The sequence below is a fragment of the Caballeronia sp. A2-2 genome (genome assembly GCF_057612605.2).
In genome coordinates, this window is the sequence record NZ_CM172587.1 from 992078 (window position 1) to 1008449 (window position 16372).

Sequence of the window (16372 nt, forward strand, 5' to 3'; positions counted from 1 at the left end):
GAAAAAGCTGATTTTCGGGATGAAGGCGCGCGTTCATGACGACGACCATCGGCATCAGCCGAGAACCCGATGCCGGTACGCCGGCAAGCTCTGCCGCACGGCTGCGATGCGCGCCGGATCGATGTCGCCCGCGGCCACGCCCGCGCCTTCGTCCAGCACGGCGACGATCTCGCCCCACGGATCGATCAGCATGCTGTGGCCCCACGTGCGGCGTCCGTTTTCGTGCTTGCCGCCTTGCGCCGCCGCCAGCACGTAGCACTGGTTTTCGACCGCGCGCGCCTTGAGCAGCATCTCCCAGTGCGCCTTGCCGGTCGTGTACGTGAACGCGGACGGCACGACCATCAGCGCGCAATCGCCGAGCTTGCGGTACAGCTCCGGGAAGCGCAGGTCGTAGCACACCGACAATCCGACGCGCCCGAACGGCGCATCGAAGGTGCGGACTTCGCTGCCGGGGCAAATGGTGCGCGCCTCGTCGAACGATTCCTCGCCTTTTTCGAAGTTGAACAGATGAATCTTGTCGTAGCGCGCGACCTGCGCGCCGGACGGATCGAAGACCAGCGTGGTATTCAGCACGCGGTTCGGCTCGGGCGATTGCAACGGCAACGTCCCGCCGATGATCCACACGCGATGCTCGCGCGCCATCTCCGAGAGGAATTGCTGGATGGGTCCGGAGCCGGGTGTTTCGCGGATGGCGAGCTTGTCGGTGTCCTTGAAACCCATGAAGCAGAAGTATTCCGGCAGCAGCACCAGTTGCGCGCCGTCACGCGCCGCTTCGGCGATCAGGCGCCCGGCTTCCGCGAGATTGCGCTCGCGCTCGGGCGTGCTGACCATTTGCAGCGCGGCGACTCGAAACGGCATCAATGCCACGTTTTCGTTCATGTTTGCTCTGAAAGTGCCGGTGAGACCCATGAAACCGGCCGTTGGCTGTGACATTCACGCGCTCATCGAACAGCGGACGGCACGGTGCCAGCGGGTGTTTCGATCTTACCCTGATCGCCGTGGAGGCGCTGAACGACCGGTTTGTGCCACGAACCGGTGATCGAATAGCGAATCACGAAGGCCTTCTGGATCGACTTGGACAGCGCGAGGTCGGCGGCGAGCGCGCCCAAACCGAGCAGCGGATTGATGACCGCCGCGCCAATCGCGAGCGTGCCCGCGCCGACCGTCGGCACCACTTGCACGTTCAGATCCTGCGTCTGCTTCGGCAGATCGACCATGCCTTGCATCTGCACGCGCGCGGGCGAGGTGACCATCAGAAAATCGTCCGTCCGTCCGATGCCGTTCTCCACGTTCGCATTGCCCGTGATCTTTTCGAACGGCAGACCTTTGCCCACTACATCTTCGAAATGCAGCGTCAGCAGATTGGCGAGACTGCGCAGGCTGAAGATGCCGAGCCACTTCGCCGCGCCCGGCGCACGCAAAATGGAACCGTGACGCAGATCGACCGCGACGTGCCCATCCAGCGTATTCATGTCGATGCTCGTCGGGCCGCCGTTCCAGGCCGCGTGTCCCGACACGCTGCCGTCGCCCTTGTTGACCGTGTGCGGCAGTCCGAAACGATCGATCAGATTGCCGCCGTTCTTCACGTCGAGCTTGAAATCGAGCGTCGTGCGGCGCGGGATGGCGTCGTCGGAAAGCGCGGTTTGACGCACCGCGCCGGGCAGATCGCGCCACATCGCGTTGGCGGTCAGCGTGGCATCGGGGTTCGCCAGTTCGAACTTGTCGAGCATCCAGATCGGTTCTTCGGTCACGAAGTCGTTGTGCGCGTCCACTTCCAGCCGCCCGAGACTATGTTCGCGGTACACGAGTTCGTTCACGATCAGATCGATCGACGGCATGTTGCGCGGCGGCTTGCGCATCGCGGGTTGACTGGCCGTGCTGTTGTCCGTCTTGTCCGGAATCACAACCTTATCGAAGCGCGCCTCCAACGCGCCAGGACTGCCGCGCGTCGCGCCGGGCGTCCACGAAAGATTGCCCGTGACCTGATCCGATGCCACGTTCGCCTGCCATTTCCGGTCCGTTTCGTTCGCGCCGATCACGACATTCTCCCAGCGCCGGTCGAGCAGCTTGAGCGTGGTGAAGTGGATGTCGGCGCGCTTCGGCACGAACTGCGCGACGGTTTCGTTCATCGGCGGACGCGGGGTTTCAGCGGTGGCAGGCGCTTCGTTCTGCGCAGCAACGCTGATGTCCGCGATGAACTTGCGCCACGCATCGGCATCGAGTTCGGTGAGATCGACGGCGGCGCTCACGCCTTGCGCGGGCAAATCCGCCGGCTTGTTCAGTCCGATGGCACCGCGCACCACATGCAGGCGCGCACGCATGTTCATCGGCTCGGCGGGGTCTTGTGGATCGACCTTGACCTGCGCCGGACCAATCTGCTGAAGAAGATAGCGCGCCTGCAATGGCCCGAGCACGAGGCGCGCATCGTGAAGATTCGCCTGATCGTTCGGCGCGTTGGGATCGTCGGTGCCTTCGGGCAACGGGCGGAACGTGAACGAGAAGGGCATGGGCGTGCCCTGCGCCTTGCCGAGCGGCGCGGGCAAATCGAAACCGACGCCCGTCAGATCCGAACTCGCCTGCACGACGGGCAACGTGTTCTTCTTGCCGTTCACATGCATCTGATAAGGCGCGCTGCCGGTGATGCGCTTCAAGAACTGCGCCGCCTGCGGGCTGAGCTTCGCGTTCACATGCTGCGCGGCGTCCGCGCCGATGCGCCCGTTCAGGTCCAGCGCATAACTTCCGTCCGGCTGCACGCCGCCTTTCGCGCGCACATCGCCGCCGAGAAACTGGCCGCTCAATCCGCCGATGGTCACCGTCTTCGCCGCGAAATCCGCGCGTCCGTGCAGATGCGAAACCGGCGGTAACGCGCCGTACGTCACGGTGTTGTCCGCGAACGTGAGCGAGCCCTTGTATTCCGTCTTGATGGGTGGCTGCGGCGCGGGCGGCCGATAGCGCGGAATCCCGAGCGTGAGCGCCAGCGATGCATTGCCCGTCGCGTCGATCTTGCGCGTCGCGTGCTTCGCCATCAGCCCGAGCGAACTGTCGTCGACGTACTGAAGCATGTCCTTGAGCGGGCCGCTCGCGTGGCCGTCGATCCACAGCTTGGTCTCGCGGTCGCCCAGATCGTCGATCCGCCCCGTCACCTTCGACACGCGCACGCCGCGATAATGGCCGCGCACGGCTTCGAAGCCGAGCTTGTTCTGCGCCATGTGGAACGACCCGTCGATGCCCTCGAAACCCGGCCAGAAATTCGGCATGCCGTTGGCCATCTTGCGCGGCGGGAACGGCGTGGGATCGAACTTCCCGCCGGTGAAGGGCGCATCGATCCTGAACTGACCGGCGTCTGGAAACTTCGTGTAGGGAAAGCGCGTGAGATCGCCGTGCACTTCGAGCGTGCCGTTGCGCGCCACGCCCGCCTGCAACGCGTGGCCGAGATACACCCGCACGCGCTCGTTCAAACTCGTCGGCAGATAGCGTACGAGACTCGTGATCTTCAGATGATCGACCTTCGCCTTGAGATCGAGATTGCCGCGCCCCGAACCTTGATTCCAGTACGTCGCGCTGATTTCGCCTTCAGCGTCCGGGTTTTTGACATGCAGCGTGTCGAGCTGAATGGTGAACGCGCGGCGCGTCTGACCGGGCGCGATGGCATCCGCCACCGTCCAGCGCGCGTGGCCCTTGAGCGTGTCGAAGGTGAGGCGCGGATCGTCGAAAGCACCCGGGATGGTGATGGCGACCTTCTGCGTGTCGATGTCAATTGCGCCTTGCGCCTCGTTGGCATCGACCGAACCCCAGAGATTTTCGACGCCCGGAATGCCCGCGCGCGGATGGTTGTTCACGGTCAGCCCCGGCGGCGGTTCCTGCGCATTCACGCTGATGCCTTCGAGCCTTCCCTTGAACGCGTAATGCAAAAGCGGGAAGTCGCCTTTCTCGCGCTGATGCTTCGCTTCGTCCTCGGTCTTGGGCGGCGCGCGTTCGGTGTAGATCGTGTAGTCCTCGATCATGCCGCGCGGGTTGAAGCGCACCAGTTCGTTGAGCGTGCGCGCGGGCAAGGGCAGCGCGCGCATGAAATCCGCGAGGATGCCAAGATCGATGCGGTCGCCGTGAAGCTTGAACATCTGTCCTTTGCCAACCGATGCCGGGCGATACGTGCCGGTCAGCGATTTCGCCGCGAGCAGGCGCGACACCGGCGTGCCATCGGCGAGCGCGGGCTGGCCGAGTTCGGCGTGAACGTCGTCGAGCGCGAGTGTGTAGGTGCCGTCGTCCTTCGAGAGCGTCCAGCCGAAGCGGCCCACCGGCAGATCGAGGCGCGGCTGCGTGGCGCGCACGCGCAGGCCGATGTCCTGACCATCGAGTTGGCCTGTGGCCGTGGTCAACTGGCCGCGCGCGAAATCCAGCCAGATGTGGTTGTCCACGCGGCCGCCGTACATGGTGAACGGCAGCTTGACGTAGCGCGCGAGCGTCGGCAGATCGACCGGGCCGGTGGTCATGTAGAGTCGTCCGGTCCAGTTCGCGGGCGCGCCCATCGCGGCGAACGGCTCATGACGGAAGTCCGCGCGAAAATCGAGCGGGCCGTGCAGCACGTCGCCATCGGCGGGTGCCTGAAGGGCGAGCTTGTGCCGCAAGCCATCGTTATCGATGACGAGTTGCAGACGCTTGAGCGCGATTTCCGGCGCGGCGCGCTGGGCATCGCGCCAGCGCAGCGAGCCATCGCGCAGGACGATGTGCTGCTGGCCGAGCAGCCAGTTGGTGAACGCGCCGGAGTTCGTGCGATGCGCGGGCAACGGCACGCCCGCAATCGTCACGTGATCCTGCGTATCGCGCGCGACGATCACATCCGGGCCATCCACGATGAGTTCAGCCAGACGCGGCTGAAGATGCAGCAGCGAGGCCCATGCCACGCGCGCGCTCGCATGCGGCACGGCAAGTCCGGGCGAACCGTCGGCGGCATCGATACGCAGATTATCGATCTCGATGATCGGCTGGAAGCCCGACCATCGCGTGGACAAGCGGCCGATGCGCAGTTGCGCGTGCATCCGCTGCGATACGAGTTGCTCGATGCGCGGACGGAACGCATCCGCCTGAGGCAGCACGATATAGCGCAGCGCGAGATAGATGCCCGCCACCGCGAAGTAAAAGACGGCCGCGACGATCAGCAGGATTTTGAGGACGCGCGACAGGACGCGCTCGGCGTTGCCGCTGGGCTGGGCTTGTCCAACTTCGGTCGGGTCGACGGATTGTCTGCTGTCGGACATGCTGCGGCTGTCGGGCGATATGGTAGTTTTGTGTGATTGACGTTGCAATGTAACACGGTGTCAAAAGCGTGACGGCGCTGCGTGCGCGTGCGTTGCGGACTCCGCACGACAGTTTCAAGCAACCGATAAAGCAAACGAGCAACGAGCGAGCCTAACCTTTCATGACCGACGCGACACTCCTCAGTTCCGACTATTCCAACTATGCAGCGCGCGCTTATTCGGCGCGTCCCGAACTGGCGGCGCAGGTCGCGCAGTGGTCGCAGACGCCCGTCACGCGCGCGTGGATCGAAGCGCGGCTCGATGCCCATTGCGCGCCCTGCACCGAACACGGCACGCTCAACGAAGCCGCGCTCAAGACCGCGTTGCGCCGCCTTCGCACCGAAGTGTTCTGCACAGTGATGGAGCGCGATCTCGCAGGGACGGCGAGTGTAGCCGAAGTCACCGGCGCAATGACGGACCTCGCCGAAGTCACCATTCAACGTTCGCTCGCGGTGCTCTCGGCGGACCTCGAAACCGTGTTCGGCGAGCCGCGCGGACCGAATGGCGAACGGCTGACGCTGGGCGTCGTCGGCATGGGAAAGTTGGGCGGGCGCGAGTTGAATGCATCGTCGGATATCGATCTGATCTTCGTGTATGAGGACGATGGCGAAACCGCGGGCGGCACGCGTTCGCCGCTCACCACGCAGGAATTCTTCACACGTCTTGGCCGCAAGCTGATTGGCGCGATTTCCGAAGTCACGCAGGACGGCTATGTATTTCGCGTCGATATGCGGCTGCGGCCCAATGGCGATTCCGGTCCGCTCGTGTGCGGTCTCGGCATGCTGGAGGAGTATTTCTACGTGCAGGGCCGCGAATGGGAACGCTATGCGTGGATCAAGGCGCGGCTCGTGTCCGAACGCGATAGCGATGCCGCCAGGCGCTTGCTCCGCCAACTCGATTCCATCGCGACGCCGTTCATCTACCGCCGCTATCTGGACTATGGTGTGATCGCGGCCATTCGCGCGCTGCATCAGCAGATTCGGCAGGAAGCGCGACGCCGCGCGTCCATGCGTCCCGACAAGGCCGACGACATCAAGCTCGGGCGCGGCGGTATTCGCGAGATCGAATTCAGTGCGCAGGTATTTCAGTTGATTCGCGGCGGGCAGGCCGTGGATTTTCGCGTGCGTCCGACGCTCGCCGTGCTCGAACGCGCCGAATGGCATGGCTTGCTGGCATCGTCCGTGTGCGAAGGGTTGACGGATGCATACCGCTTTCTGCGCACGGTCGAGCATCGCCTGCAATATCGCAACGATGCCCAGACGCACGCGATGCCCGTCGCCGACGACGAGCGCCTGTTGCTCGCGAAGTCGCTCGGCTTCGCGGATTACGCCGCGCTGATGGAGCGGCTCGATGCGCATCGCGAATTCGTCGAACAGCAGTTCGATGCGATCTTCGCGGACAAGATCGGCGGCGAGAACGGCTGCGGCGTCGCGGATGATTCGACCGCCTCGCAAATCTGGAGCAGCGCGCTCGCCGACGATTCCGCTGGCGACGAACTGACCGCGAGCCTCATCGAAATGGGTTTCACCGATCCTGCGCCCGTGCTTTCACGCCTCAAGGCCGTGTGGAATTCATCACGTTACGAAGGCTTGCCGCCGCAAAGCCGCGCGCGTTTCGACGTGGTGGCGCAGCGCGCGCTCGAAGCCGTGCAGTCCATCGACGCCGCGCGGCGCGGCGAGACCATCGCGCGGTTGTTCGACTTGCTCGAAGCCACGGCCAAGCGCGGTGCGTATCTCGCGTTGCTGACCGAATATCCGGCGGCGTTGGAGCGCGTGTTGTCGGTGCTGTCGGGGTCGCGCTGGGCGTCGGGCTATTTGATTCGGCATCCGCAATTGCTCGACGAATTGCTCGACGATGAAGCCATCGCCAGCCCGTTCGACTGGCCGGAGTTCAAGCGCTCGCTGATCGCGCATCTGGATGCGGCCGAGGATGCGGAGCATCAGATCGATTTGTTGCGGCATGCGCATCAGGCCGAAGTGTTTCGCATTCTGCTGATCGATCTGGCGGGGCATCTGACCGTGGAGCATGTGAGCGATCGGCTGTCCGAACTGGCGGATGCCGTGCTCGATGTCACCGTGCAGACCGTGTGGAAGCAGTTCCCGAAGCGTCACGGCGATGTGCCGCATTTCTCCGTGATCGCGTACGGCAAGCTCGGCGGCAAGGAACTGGGTTATGCGTCCGACCTCGACCTGATCTTCCTCTACGACGATCCGCACGACGACGCGCCCGCCATCTACACGTCCTTCACGCGCCGGCTCATCACGTGGCTGACGGCGGCGACCGGCGCGGGCACGTTGTTCGATGTGGATTTGCGGCTGCGTCCGAACGGCGAATCGGGTTTGCTCGTGACGAGTCTCGAATCGTTCCGCCAATATCAGATTCGCGCGGGCGATTCCGCGAATACCGCGTGGGTGTGGGAGCATCAGGCGTTGTCGCGGGCGCGTTTCTGCGCGGGCGATGCGCGGATCGGCGCGGAATTCGAAGCCATCCGCGCCGATGTCATGGTGATGGAGCGCGATCCGTCAGCGCTCGCACGCGAGATCGTCTCGATGCGTGAGCGCGTTTATACGGGGCATCCGAATCGTGGTGCATTGTTCGATCTCAAGCACGATCGCGGCGGGATGGTGGATATCGAATTCGTCGTGCAGTACTGGGTGCTGCTGCATGCGCGCGAGCATCGCGAATTCGTGCGCAATGCGGGGAATATCACGCTGCTCAAGATCGCCGCGCAAAGCGGGCTGATTTCCGCCGACGAAGCGGATGCGATTGGCGCGGTGTATCGGCATTACCGCAAGTTGCAACACACGCTAAGGCTGGATGGGATGGAGAAGGCGCGGGTTCCGCCGGAAGCCGTGGCGGGCGAGCGGGAAACGGTGACGGCATTGTGGGAGGGTGTGTTTCCGGGGGAATGAAGTGTATCAGCTGATACTCGAGCTATCAGATAGCGTCAAGTGACGGGTCGCCTTTTTTGAATGAAGCATTTTTTTTCGGGGCGATTTTAAGCTTGGGTTTTGGTGTTGGAATATTGGCTTATGAGTGCTGGTGTGTATATGTCGTGCAAAGGGCTTCTTTTGTTCGTGCTTTTATTGCAGTAGCCGCCTCCCCGGCGGGGGGGTAACTTTCTTTGCTGCTGCAAAGAAAGTCACCAAAGAAAGCAGCTTTTTACACCATGCACGATGGCTGGAGAGGGTGGTCTGGATTAACGATGCAGTGGCCGCAATAGGACTTGCCACGCATCACGAGCCGCTTAGGCAACCTAGCGATCATGCGCTCGAATAATCAATGCTCAGTGGCCCGCATTCATTCATTCGGCTATGCGCTACGCGCGCCGAGAACGTAAGAACGGAACCCCGCAGCCTATAAGCGCCCAGCCACATCAGGCTTCTCCGCAAGATCGCTAATCGGTCCTACCTTGGTTAGTGCTCCGACTAAAAGGTGACTTGCGTTGGTGTACGCGCTTTGCCCAGAAGCGCTTACCTAGGTAGGGCCGAATAACAATATAGCGGCAAGGTGTGAGGTGGCTGGGCGCTGATACGCTGCGGGATTCCGTACTAAAGCTCTCGGCGCGCGAAGCGCATGGCCGAAAGAATGAATGCGGTCCACTAAGTTAAAAGGATTCGAGCGCTTAATCGCTAGGTTGCCTAAGCGACTCGTTAAGCGTGGAAAGTCCTATTGCGGCCACTGCATCGGTTAATCCAGACCAACCCTTTCCAGCCATCGTGCATGGTGTAAAAAGCTGCTTTCTTTGGTGACTTTCTTTGCAGCAGCAAAGAAAGTTACCCCCCCGCCGGGGAGGCGGCTACTGCAATAAAAGCCCAAAAACAGAAGCCCTTTGCACGACAGAACAACAAACTCAACTCGGCAAACAACAGTGCTGCTGTCTACAAACTAAACCGAAAGCAACGCGCCATCCCTCGCTCACGCCGCCAACATCTCCTTCGCATGCTTACGCGTAGTCGCCGTAATCTCGATGCCGCCGAGCATGCGCGCCACCTCCTCGATACGCTTCGCCTTGCTCAACGCGGTGACGGTGCTGACCGTGCCGCCCGCGTCGTCAGGCGATTTAGAAACCTGAAAATGCTGATCACCGCGCGCCGCCACTTGCGGCAAGTGCGTCACACACAACACCTGACGCTCGCGTCCAAGTTGATGCAGCAGCCGCCCGACCACTTCCGCCACGCCACCGCCGATTCCCGTGTCCACTTCGTCGAAGATCAGCGTGGGCGTCGGACTCGCCGCGCTCGCGATCACGGCCAGCGCCAGTGAGATGCGCGCCAACTCGCCGCCCGACGCAACCTTCGCCAGCGGCCGAAGCGCCACACCCGCATGACCCGCGACGCGGAATTCGATCTGCTCCAATCCGTTCGCGCCACCCTCGGCAAGCGGCACCAGCGCCACGTCGAAACTTCCGCCCGCCATCGACAATTCCTGCATGCCTTCGGTGACGGCTTTCGACAGCGCCTTCGCGGCCTTCGCGCGCGCCTTCGACAGCACTTTCGCCTGCTCCATGTACACGCTTTTCGCCTCCTCGGCGGCGGCGTTCAGCGCATCGAGGTCGGCGGCGGCATCGAGTTCGGCAAGCTGAGTGCGGCGCGCTTCGTGTTCTTCCGGCAGCGTCTCCGGCTGTAGCCGGAACTTGCGCGCGGTCGAATGCAGTTGATCCATGCGCCGCTCGACCTGCGCGAGCCGGTCGGGATCGAGTTCGAGCCGCTGCGCATAATGCGAGAGCGAATACGACGCCTCCTGCAACTGAATCTCCGCAGGTTCGAGCGCGGCGAGCACATCGTTGAGTGCGGGATCGATATCCGCCAGCCCGCGCAGCTTCGAGATGACCGAGGCGAGTTGCGAGATCATCGCTTCGTCGGATTCGGACAGTGCGCCGAGCGCACTCTGAACGCCATCGATCAGACTCGCCGAATGCGATAGGCGATGATGCTCCGCGCTCACTTCCTCCCATTCGCCCGGCTGCGGCGCGAGCTTGTCGAATTCGCTCAACTGCCACGCGAGACGCTCGCGTTCGAGTTGCAGTTCGCGGTCGCGGCTTTGCGCTTCCTCCACGGCTTGCCGCGCATCCCGATACGCGCGCCACGCACGGTTGACGATGCTCGCGGTCTCGGTGAGGCCCGCGTGCGTATCGAATAATTCGCGTTGCGCGTCGGGACGCATCAGCAATTGATGCGCGTGCTGACCGTGAATATCGACGAGCATTTCGCCCACTTCGCGCAGTTGCCCGAGCGTCGCCGGTGTGCCGTTGATGAAGGCCCGCGAGCGCCCGCCGGAATCGATCACGCGCCGGAGCATGACGGTATCGCCGTCCTGCGTGAGCGCGTGTTCTTCGAGCCAGTGCGTGACTTGCTCATGCGCGGCGAATTCCGCCGTGATGTCCGCGCGCGATTCGCCGGTGCGCACGACGCTGGCATCGCCCCGTGCGCCGAGCGTGAGGGCGAGGGCATCGATCAGAATGGATTTGCCTGCGCCGGTTTCACCTGAGAAGACCGTGAAGCCGGAGTCGAACTCGATATCCAGCGTGGCGACAATAACGAAGTCTCGAATGGACAGATGACGGAGCATGGACGCTTCAGGAAGGGGTTTTCTGACTAATCAGACCGACGACGAATCCTGCGAGGGATGCTCGTTCCAGTGCAGCTTCTTGCGCAGCGTGGCGTACGTGCTGTAGCCGACCGGATGCAGCACCGGCACCGTGTGCTTCGAGCGCCGCACCTCGATGGCATCGTTCAGTTCGACGGCGGTAAACGACTGCATGTCGAAGTTCACGTTCACATCGCGCCCGCCGATGATTTGTATGGTGACCTTGGAATCGTCGGGCAGCACGATCGGCCGGTTGGACAGCGAATGCGGCGCGATCGGCACCAGCACGAAGCCCTGCAATTGCGGATGCAGAATCGGCCCGGCGGAAGAAAGCGCGTAGGCCGTCGAACCTGTCGGCGTGGCAACGATCAGTCCGTCCGAGCGCTGGTTGTACATGAAGTGGCCGTCCACCGACACGCGCAACTCGGCCATGCCGGAGAAACCGCTGCGGTTCACCACGACATCGTTGAAGGCGAGCGCGTGGTAGATCGGCTTTTCATTACGCACGATGCGCGCTTCGAGCAGCGTGCGCTCCTCGCGCTCGAACTCGCCCGCGAGCATGGCCAGCACGATCTCGCGCATCTCCGAAAGCGGAATATCCGTGATGAACCCGAGCCTGCCGTGATTCACGCCGATAAGCGGCGTCTTGTACGGCGCAAGCTGACGCCCGACGCCGAGCATGGTGCCGTCGCCGCCGAGCACCACGGCGACATCCGCGCGCGCGCCGATTTCGGCGACCGACAGCGCCGGGAACTCCTGAATGCCGACGTCCTTCGCGGTGCCCGCCTCGACCACGACATCGAAACCCTGCTTCGCCATGACTTCCGCGAGCGAACGCAAGGGCGCCTCGATCCCGGGCGTGTTGGTGCGCCCCACGAGGGCGACGGTTTTGAATTGGCCAATTTCCATGCGCGCATTACACCATAGGTAAAGGGCGAAAAGAACCGCGTGCGAGGACCGATCTTCGCACTGTCATCCGGCGCACGGGCACGGCCGTTGTTTCTCGCTAGAATGGAGCGGACATTGAACTGTGCGCGCCCCGGCTGCGGCAACGTGTGAAGCCGCCCGGCGCATCGCGGGATGGCACGCCGCTTTCCAGTCCCTTGCGCTAGAATTTGCCCATGCTAGACCCACGTGCCCAAACCCTCCTCAAGACGTTGATCGAGCGCTACATCGCCGAAGGTCAGCCGGTCGGTTCGCGCACGCTGTCCCGCCATTCCGGGCTGGAGCTGAGTCCCGCGACCATCCGCAATGTCATGTCGGATCTCGAGGATCTCGGTCTCGTCGCCAGCCCGCATACGTCCGCCGGGCGCATTCCCACGCCGCGCGGGTATCGTCTGTTCGTCGATACCATGCTGACTGTGGAAGCCGCCCGGGACGAAGCGATGACAACCGCTGTCAAGACACGCCTTCAGGGCGAGGAGCCGCAGAAGATCGTCGCGGCCGCCGCCAGCGTGCTGTCCAGTCTGTCGTCGTTCGCCGGTGTCATCCTCACGCCGCGCCGCAGCCACATGTTCAAGCAGATCGAGTTCATGCGGCTGTCGGACAAGCGCATTTTGCTCATCATCGTCACGCCCGAAGGCGACGTGCAGAACCGGATGATGGCCACCCAGCGCGACTATTCGCCCTCTCAGCTCACCGAAGCATCCAACTATATCAACGCGCATTTCGCAGGCCTGTCCTTCGACGAGGTACGCCGCCGACTGCGCGAGGAAATCGACCAGTTGCGCGGCGACATGACCGCGCTCATGCAAGCGGCCGTGGTCGCCAGCACCGCCGAGGTCGATCCCGGCGACACCGTGCTCATTTCCGGCGAGCGCAACCTGCTCGAAGTGGCGGACCTTTCGTCCGACATGGCGCGGTTGCGCAAGCTGTTCGACTTGTTCGATCAAAAGACTAGCCTCCTGCAATTGCTGGATGTGTCGAGTCACGCGCAGGGCGTGCAGATTTTCATCGGCGGAGAATCGAATCTCGTGCCGATCGAGGAGATGAGCGTCGTCACCGCGCCTTACGAGGTGAACGGGAAGATCGTGGGCACCTTGGGCGTGATCGGACCCACGCGCATGGCGTACAACCGCGTGATTCCGATCGTCGATATCACGGCGCGTCTTCTGTCGATGTCGCTCAGCGGGCAGTAGCGACGTTCATCGGCGCTTATCTTGCCCAACGTGCCGGGCCGCCGCTACTAGGCCATTCGGCCAATGATGCGCGCCCGAACGCGCCGCTATAATGGTCCGCACTCCGTTGCACCTTTCGACCTTTTCCCCGGCGGCCTTGCCTTATGCGTTACGACCTCGAGTTGCCTTCGCAGCCTAGCGCTTCGCATCGGGTTGCCGTGCTGCTGATCAATCTCGGCACGCCGGATGCCCCCACGCCGCGCGCGGTGCGCAAGTATCTCGCGCAGTTTCTGTCCGACCCGCGCGTGGTCGAAATTCCTTCGCTCATCTGGCAAGTCATTCTGCGTGGCGTGATCCTGCCGTTTCGCAGCCGGGCATCGGCGAAGAAGTACGCGCAGGTGTGGATGCCGGAAGGCTCGCCCTTGCGCGTGCATACCGAGAAGCAGGTCGAAGCGCTGCGTCGCCTGTTCGCGGCGAACGACTATCAGGTGATCGTCGAATACGCCATGCGTTACGGCACGCCGGGTATCGGCGCGATGCTCAATCAACTGAAGCTCGAAGGCGCCGAGCGCATTCTCCTGCTGCCGATGTATCCGCAGTATTCGTCCTCCACCACCGCAACCGCATTCGACGATGCCTTCACCGCGCTCAAGCGCGTGCGCAATCAACCGGAGATTCGCACGGTGCGGCATTACGCGGATCACCCGGCGTATATTGGCGCGCTGGCGGAACAGGTTCGGGATTATTGGCGGCATCACGGCGCGCCGGATTTTGCCGCCGGCGACAAACTCGTTCTGAGCTTTCACGGCGTGCCGAAACGAACGATGGACTTGGGCGACCCGTACCACGATCAATGTCAGCTCACCGCCGCGTTATTGATGAACGCGCTCGGCCTCACGCCCGTGGAATGCCGCGTCACGTTCCAGTCGCGCTTCGGCCGCGCGGAATGGCTTCAGCCGTACACCGCGCCGACGCTCGCGGAACTCGGCGCGGGCGGCGTGTCGCGCGTGGACGTGTTTTGCCCCGGCTTCACGGCGGATTGTCTGGAGACGATCGAGGAAATCGGCATCGAGGTGCGGGACGACTTCTTGAAGGCAGGCGGCAAGCATTTTCATCGCATTCCGTGCGTCAATGCATCGCCCGTTTGGGTCAAGGCGCTCGGCGAGATTGCAGCGCAGCATTTGCAGGGCTGGCCCGTGCAGATTCCGCAACCGCTGTCGGCGGTGGCGTGACGCGCATTTTTGATGGCATCGACGGATGAATTACAAGATTTCGACGGAACCCGGCGCGCGTTTGCGCATCGATAAATGGCTGTGGGCGGCGCGCTTCTTCAAGACGCGTTCGCTCGCCAGCGACGCGGTCGAGAAAGGCCGCGTGACGATCGGCGGCGCGAGCGTCAAGCCGTCGAAGGACGTGCGCGTGGGCGATATCGTCGAAATCGATATCGAGCGGATTGTCTGGCAGGTGGAAGTGCTGGGCGTGTGCGACGTGCGCGGTCCGGCGAGCGTCGCGCAAACGCTTTACGCCGAAACCGAAGACGGGCGCACGAAGCGCGTGGCCGAAGCCGAACGCCGCAAGACGTTCCGCGAACCCGCCGCCGGTATGCAAGGTAGGCCGACGAAACGGGACCGGCGGATCATCGACAAACTTTCTGGTCCGGATTGAAGAAATGTTCCATGGTGGCGTGGACGCCGCCGTACTCGGAAGTACGGTCGGTCACGGCACCGGACATGCAGATGGTGGTCGTACCCGCGACGAGGACCAGGGCGACCACCGCAATGGCAAAGGTCAGTTTCATGGTTCCCCCGGCAACGGGTGAATCCGCTCTGGAATTAGGCGCGGATCAGGAAACGGGCAAAGGCTGAGCGGTTTTCAGCATTCGTAGGATTAGGGTTAACGTGCTTCCTGCGACGCTTGTTCGAAGTGTAGGTGAGCGTGTCAATTCCCTCAATCTGAATTTGCGCGGTGCGGCGAAATGTCGGTTACGGTTCATTGCGCCGTTGTTTGCGCGTTATGAGGTCGTCACTTCCGGCACGCCGAAGCAGAACGAGCATGCTGGTTTTTGTCCGAAAAAATTCGCAGAACGCCTTGAAAATGCCTGCGATGCCCCAAATTCCGCCGCTAGTGCGAGGTTAGCGCAGGCTTCCCAAACAGTTCCGCTGGTTCGGGAACCGGAAGCCATCCGCACTTCGCTTCGATTTCACTCTCAGCAATACTTATTCAGCGACATGGAAAACACGCAAGAGAATCCAGCGAGCCAGAACCCGACGCCCGCCGACGAAACCGCGCGCCAGGCCGCCGACCCGAATCAGGCCGCGCAGGCCGATTCGACCACCGCCGCGAACGCGAACGATCAGGCGCTGGCCGACGCGCAGGCGAAAATCGCCGCGCTTCAGGAAGACTTCCTGCGCGCGAAGGCCGAGACGGAGAACGTCCGCCGTCGCGGTCAGGACGACGTCGCCAAGGCGCACAAGTTCGCCATCGAAAACTTCGCCGAGAACTTGCTGCCGGTGCTCGACAGTCTGGAAGCCGCGCTCGCCGATCAATCGACGGATATCGGCAAGGTGCGCGAGGGCGTCGAACTGACGCTGCGGCAGTTGACCGGCGCGCTTGAGAAGGGCCGCGTCGTCGCGCTCAATCCGGTGGGCGAGAAGTTCGACCCGCATCGCCATCAGGCTATTTCGATGGTCCCCGCCGAGCAGGAGCCGAACACGGTCGTGGCGGTGCTGCAGAAGGGTTACATCATCGCGGATCGCGTGTTGCGTCCGGCGCTGGTGACGGTCGCGGCGCCCAAGTAAGCGTCGCGAACGCGCGATGAGCCAGGTTTCCGTCGATTCGACCGCCTTCGCCGAGTTCGGCATGCAGGAACTCGACGCGGCCGGTTTCGACGCTGGTCTGGCTTCTGCGGGCGACGAACTGGCCGTCGTGTTCTTCTGGGGCGTCGATTGCTTCAATTGCGAGATCGCCAAGAAGGCCATGCTCGCGAAGCCCGACGACATCCGCGCGCTCGGGTTGAAGTGGTTTCACAGCAATGTGTACGAACATCGCGAACTCGCGCGGCGCTTCGTGCTGCATGGCGTGCCGACGTGGTTTTTCTTCCATCGCGGCAAGCGGCTCGGGCGGGCGACCGGCTGGCACGGCATCGCGCAGTTCGAGGCAGCAGTCGACGCCGCGCGCAGGAAGATAGCGGCAATCAGTTGAAAAAAGCAAAAAGTTATAGACCGCATCGACTTCAGGGTCTTGAAATCGATAATCGCGCTCTTATCTTGCGTTTAGATATGAATTTTGGGCGTTCGGCCCGGTACTCGGCGATCAAGCCGGCGTTCTGACCACAGACACCGCCGCCGCAACGCCACTGCGATCAAAGCTAGG

General features: G+C 62.8%; 11 protein-coding genes. 6 read left to right on the plus strand and 5 right to left on the minus strand.

The genetic code is table 11. The annotated features are described in order from the left end of the window. Positions 1 to 54 precede the first annotated feature (54 nt). Together ACZCWR_RS04760 and ACZCWR_RS04765 are read right to left on the minus strand one after the other, a co-directional pair. Positions 55 to 879 (minus strand): carbon-nitrogen hydrolase family protein, encoded by an 825-nt coding sequence (locus tag ACZCWR_RS04760; RefSeq protein WP_487302572.1) that lies wholly within the window; start codon positions 877 to 879, stop codon positions 55 to 57. Positions 880 to 941: 62 nt separating this feature from the next. Next, positions 942 to 5255, minus strand: a complete 4314-nt coding sequence (locus ACZCWR_RS04765; protein WP_487302573.1) for a YhdP family phospholipid transporter — start codon at positions 5253 to 5255, stop codon at positions 942 to 944. Positions 5256 to 5416: 161 nt separating this feature from the next. On the opposite strand from ACZCWR_RS04765, the gene glnE reads away from it, so the two are divergent. Next, entirely contained in the window at positions 5417 to 8206 is a 2790-nt protein-coding gene (glnE, locus tag ACZCWR_RS04770; RefSeq protein ID WP_487302574.1) for a bifunctional [glutamate--ammonia ligase]-adenylyl-L-tyrosine phosphorylase/[glutamate--ammonia-ligase] adenylyltransferase, read from the plus strand. A gap of 1006 nt (positions 8207 to 9212) precedes the next feature. On the opposite strand, the gene recN is transcribed toward glnE, so the two are convergent. After that, complete coding sequence (gene recN / locus ACZCWR_RS04775; RefSeq protein ID WP_487302575.1) at positions 9213 to 10865, minus strand: DNA repair protein RecN; 1653 nt, start codon at positions 10863 to 10865, stop codon at positions 9213 to 9215. Positions 10866 to 10895: 30 nt separating this feature from the next. After that, positions 10896 to 11792, minus strand: coding sequence for an NAD kinase (locus ACZCWR_RS04780; RefSeq protein WP_487302576.1), 897 nt, complete (start codon positions 11790 to 11792; stop codon positions 10896 to 10898). A 212-nt stretch (positions 11793 to 12004) separates the two neighbouring features. Between ACZCWR_RS04780 and hrcA the strand changes: the two genes are divergently transcribed. From hrcA to ACZCWR_RS04795, 3 genes are all read left to right on the plus strand, one after another. Next, entirely contained in the window at positions 12005 to 13021 is a 1017-nt protein-coding gene (gene hrcA / locus ACZCWR_RS04785) for a heat-inducible transcriptional repressor HrcA (RefSeq protein ID WP_487302577.1), read from the plus strand. A 143-nt stretch (positions 13022 to 13164) separates the two neighbouring features. Further along, positions 13165 to 14232: a ferrochelatase gene (hemH, locus tag ACZCWR_RS04790; RefSeq protein WP_487302578.1), complete on the plus strand. Its 1068-nt coding sequence runs from the start codon at positions 13165 to 13167 to the stop codon at positions 14230 to 14232. Positions 14233 to 14257: 25 nt separating this feature from the next. Continuing rightward, the gene (locus tag ACZCWR_RS04795) at positions 14258 to 14665 is read left to right on the plus strand and encodes an RNA-binding S4 domain-containing protein (protein WP_487302579.1); all 408 of its coding nucleotides are present in this window, start codon (positions 14258 to 14260) and stop codon (positions 14663 to 14665) included. On the opposite strand, the gene ACZCWR_RS04800 is transcribed toward ACZCWR_RS04795, so the two are convergent. Continuing rightward, positions 14637 to 14798, minus strand: a complete 162-nt coding sequence (locus ACZCWR_RS04800; RefSeq protein WP_487302580.1) for a hypothetical protein — start codon at positions 14796 to 14798, stop codon at positions 14637 to 14639. The genes ACZCWR_RS04795 and ACZCWR_RS04800 overlap by 29 nt on opposite strands. Before the next feature lie 430 nt (positions 14799 to 15228). Between ACZCWR_RS04800 and grpE the strand changes: the two genes are divergently transcribed. Together grpE and ACZCWR_RS04810 are read left to right on the plus strand one after the other, a co-directional pair. Next, positions 15229 to 15798, plus strand: coding sequence for a nucleotide exchange factor GrpE (gene grpE / locus ACZCWR_RS04805; RefSeq protein WP_487302581.1), 570 nt, complete (start codon positions 15229 to 15231; stop codon positions 15796 to 15798). Positions 15799 to 15814: 16 nt separating this feature from the next. Beyond that, positions 15815 to 16201 (plus strand): thioredoxin family protein, encoded by a 387-nt coding sequence (locus tag ACZCWR_RS04810; protein ID WP_487302582.1) that lies wholly within the window; start codon positions 15815 to 15817, stop codon positions 16199 to 16201. Positions 16202 to 16372: the final 171 nt, after the last annotated feature.

What these genes read in the sequence shown, in the direction of transcription:
- hemH (WP_487302578.1), top strand. Translation starts at nt 13,165, where the DNA reads ATGCGTTACGACCTCGAGTTGCCTTCGCAGCCTAGCGCTTCGCATCGG.
- ACZCWR_RS04760 (WP_487302572.1), bottom strand. Translation starts at nt 879, where the DNA reads ATGAACGAAAACGTGGCATTGATGCCGTTTCGAGTCGCCGCGCTGCAA.
- grpE (WP_487302581.1), top strand. Translation starts at nt 15,229, where the DNA reads ATGGAAAACACGCAAGAGAATCCAGCGAGCCAGAACCCGACGCCCGCC.
- recN (WP_487302575.1), bottom strand. Translation starts at nt 10,865, where the DNA reads ATGCTCCGTCATCTGTCCATTCGAGACTTCGTTATTGTCGCCACGCTG.
- hrcA (WP_487302577.1), top strand. Translation starts at nt 12,005, where the DNA reads ATGCTAGACCCACGTGCCCAAACCCTCCTCAAGACGTTGATCGAGCGC.
- ACZCWR_RS04800 (WP_487302580.1), bottom strand. Translation starts at nt 14,798, where the DNA reads ATGAAACTGACCTTTGCCATTGCGGTGGTCGCCCTGGTCCTCGTCGCG.
- glnE (WP_487302574.1), top strand. Translation starts at nt 5,417, where the DNA reads ATGACCGACGCGACACTCCTCAGTTCCGACTATTCCAACTATGCAGCG.
- ACZCWR_RS04795 (WP_487302579.1), top strand. Translation starts at nt 14,258, where the DNA reads ATGAATTACAAGATTTCGACGGAACCCGGCGCGCGTTTGCGCATCGAT.
- ACZCWR_RS04780 (WP_487302576.1), bottom strand. Translation starts at nt 11,792, where the DNA reads ATGGAAATTGGCCAATTCAAAACCGTCGCCCTCGTGGGGCGCACCAAC.
- ACZCWR_RS04765 (WP_487302573.1), bottom strand. Translation starts at nt 5,255, where the DNA reads ATGTCCGACAGCAGACAATCCGTCGACCCGACCGAAGTTGGACAAGCC.
- ACZCWR_RS04810 (WP_487302582.1), top strand. Translation starts at nt 15,815, where the DNA reads ATGAGCCAGGTTTCCGTCGATTCGACCGCCTTCGCCGAGTTCGGCATG.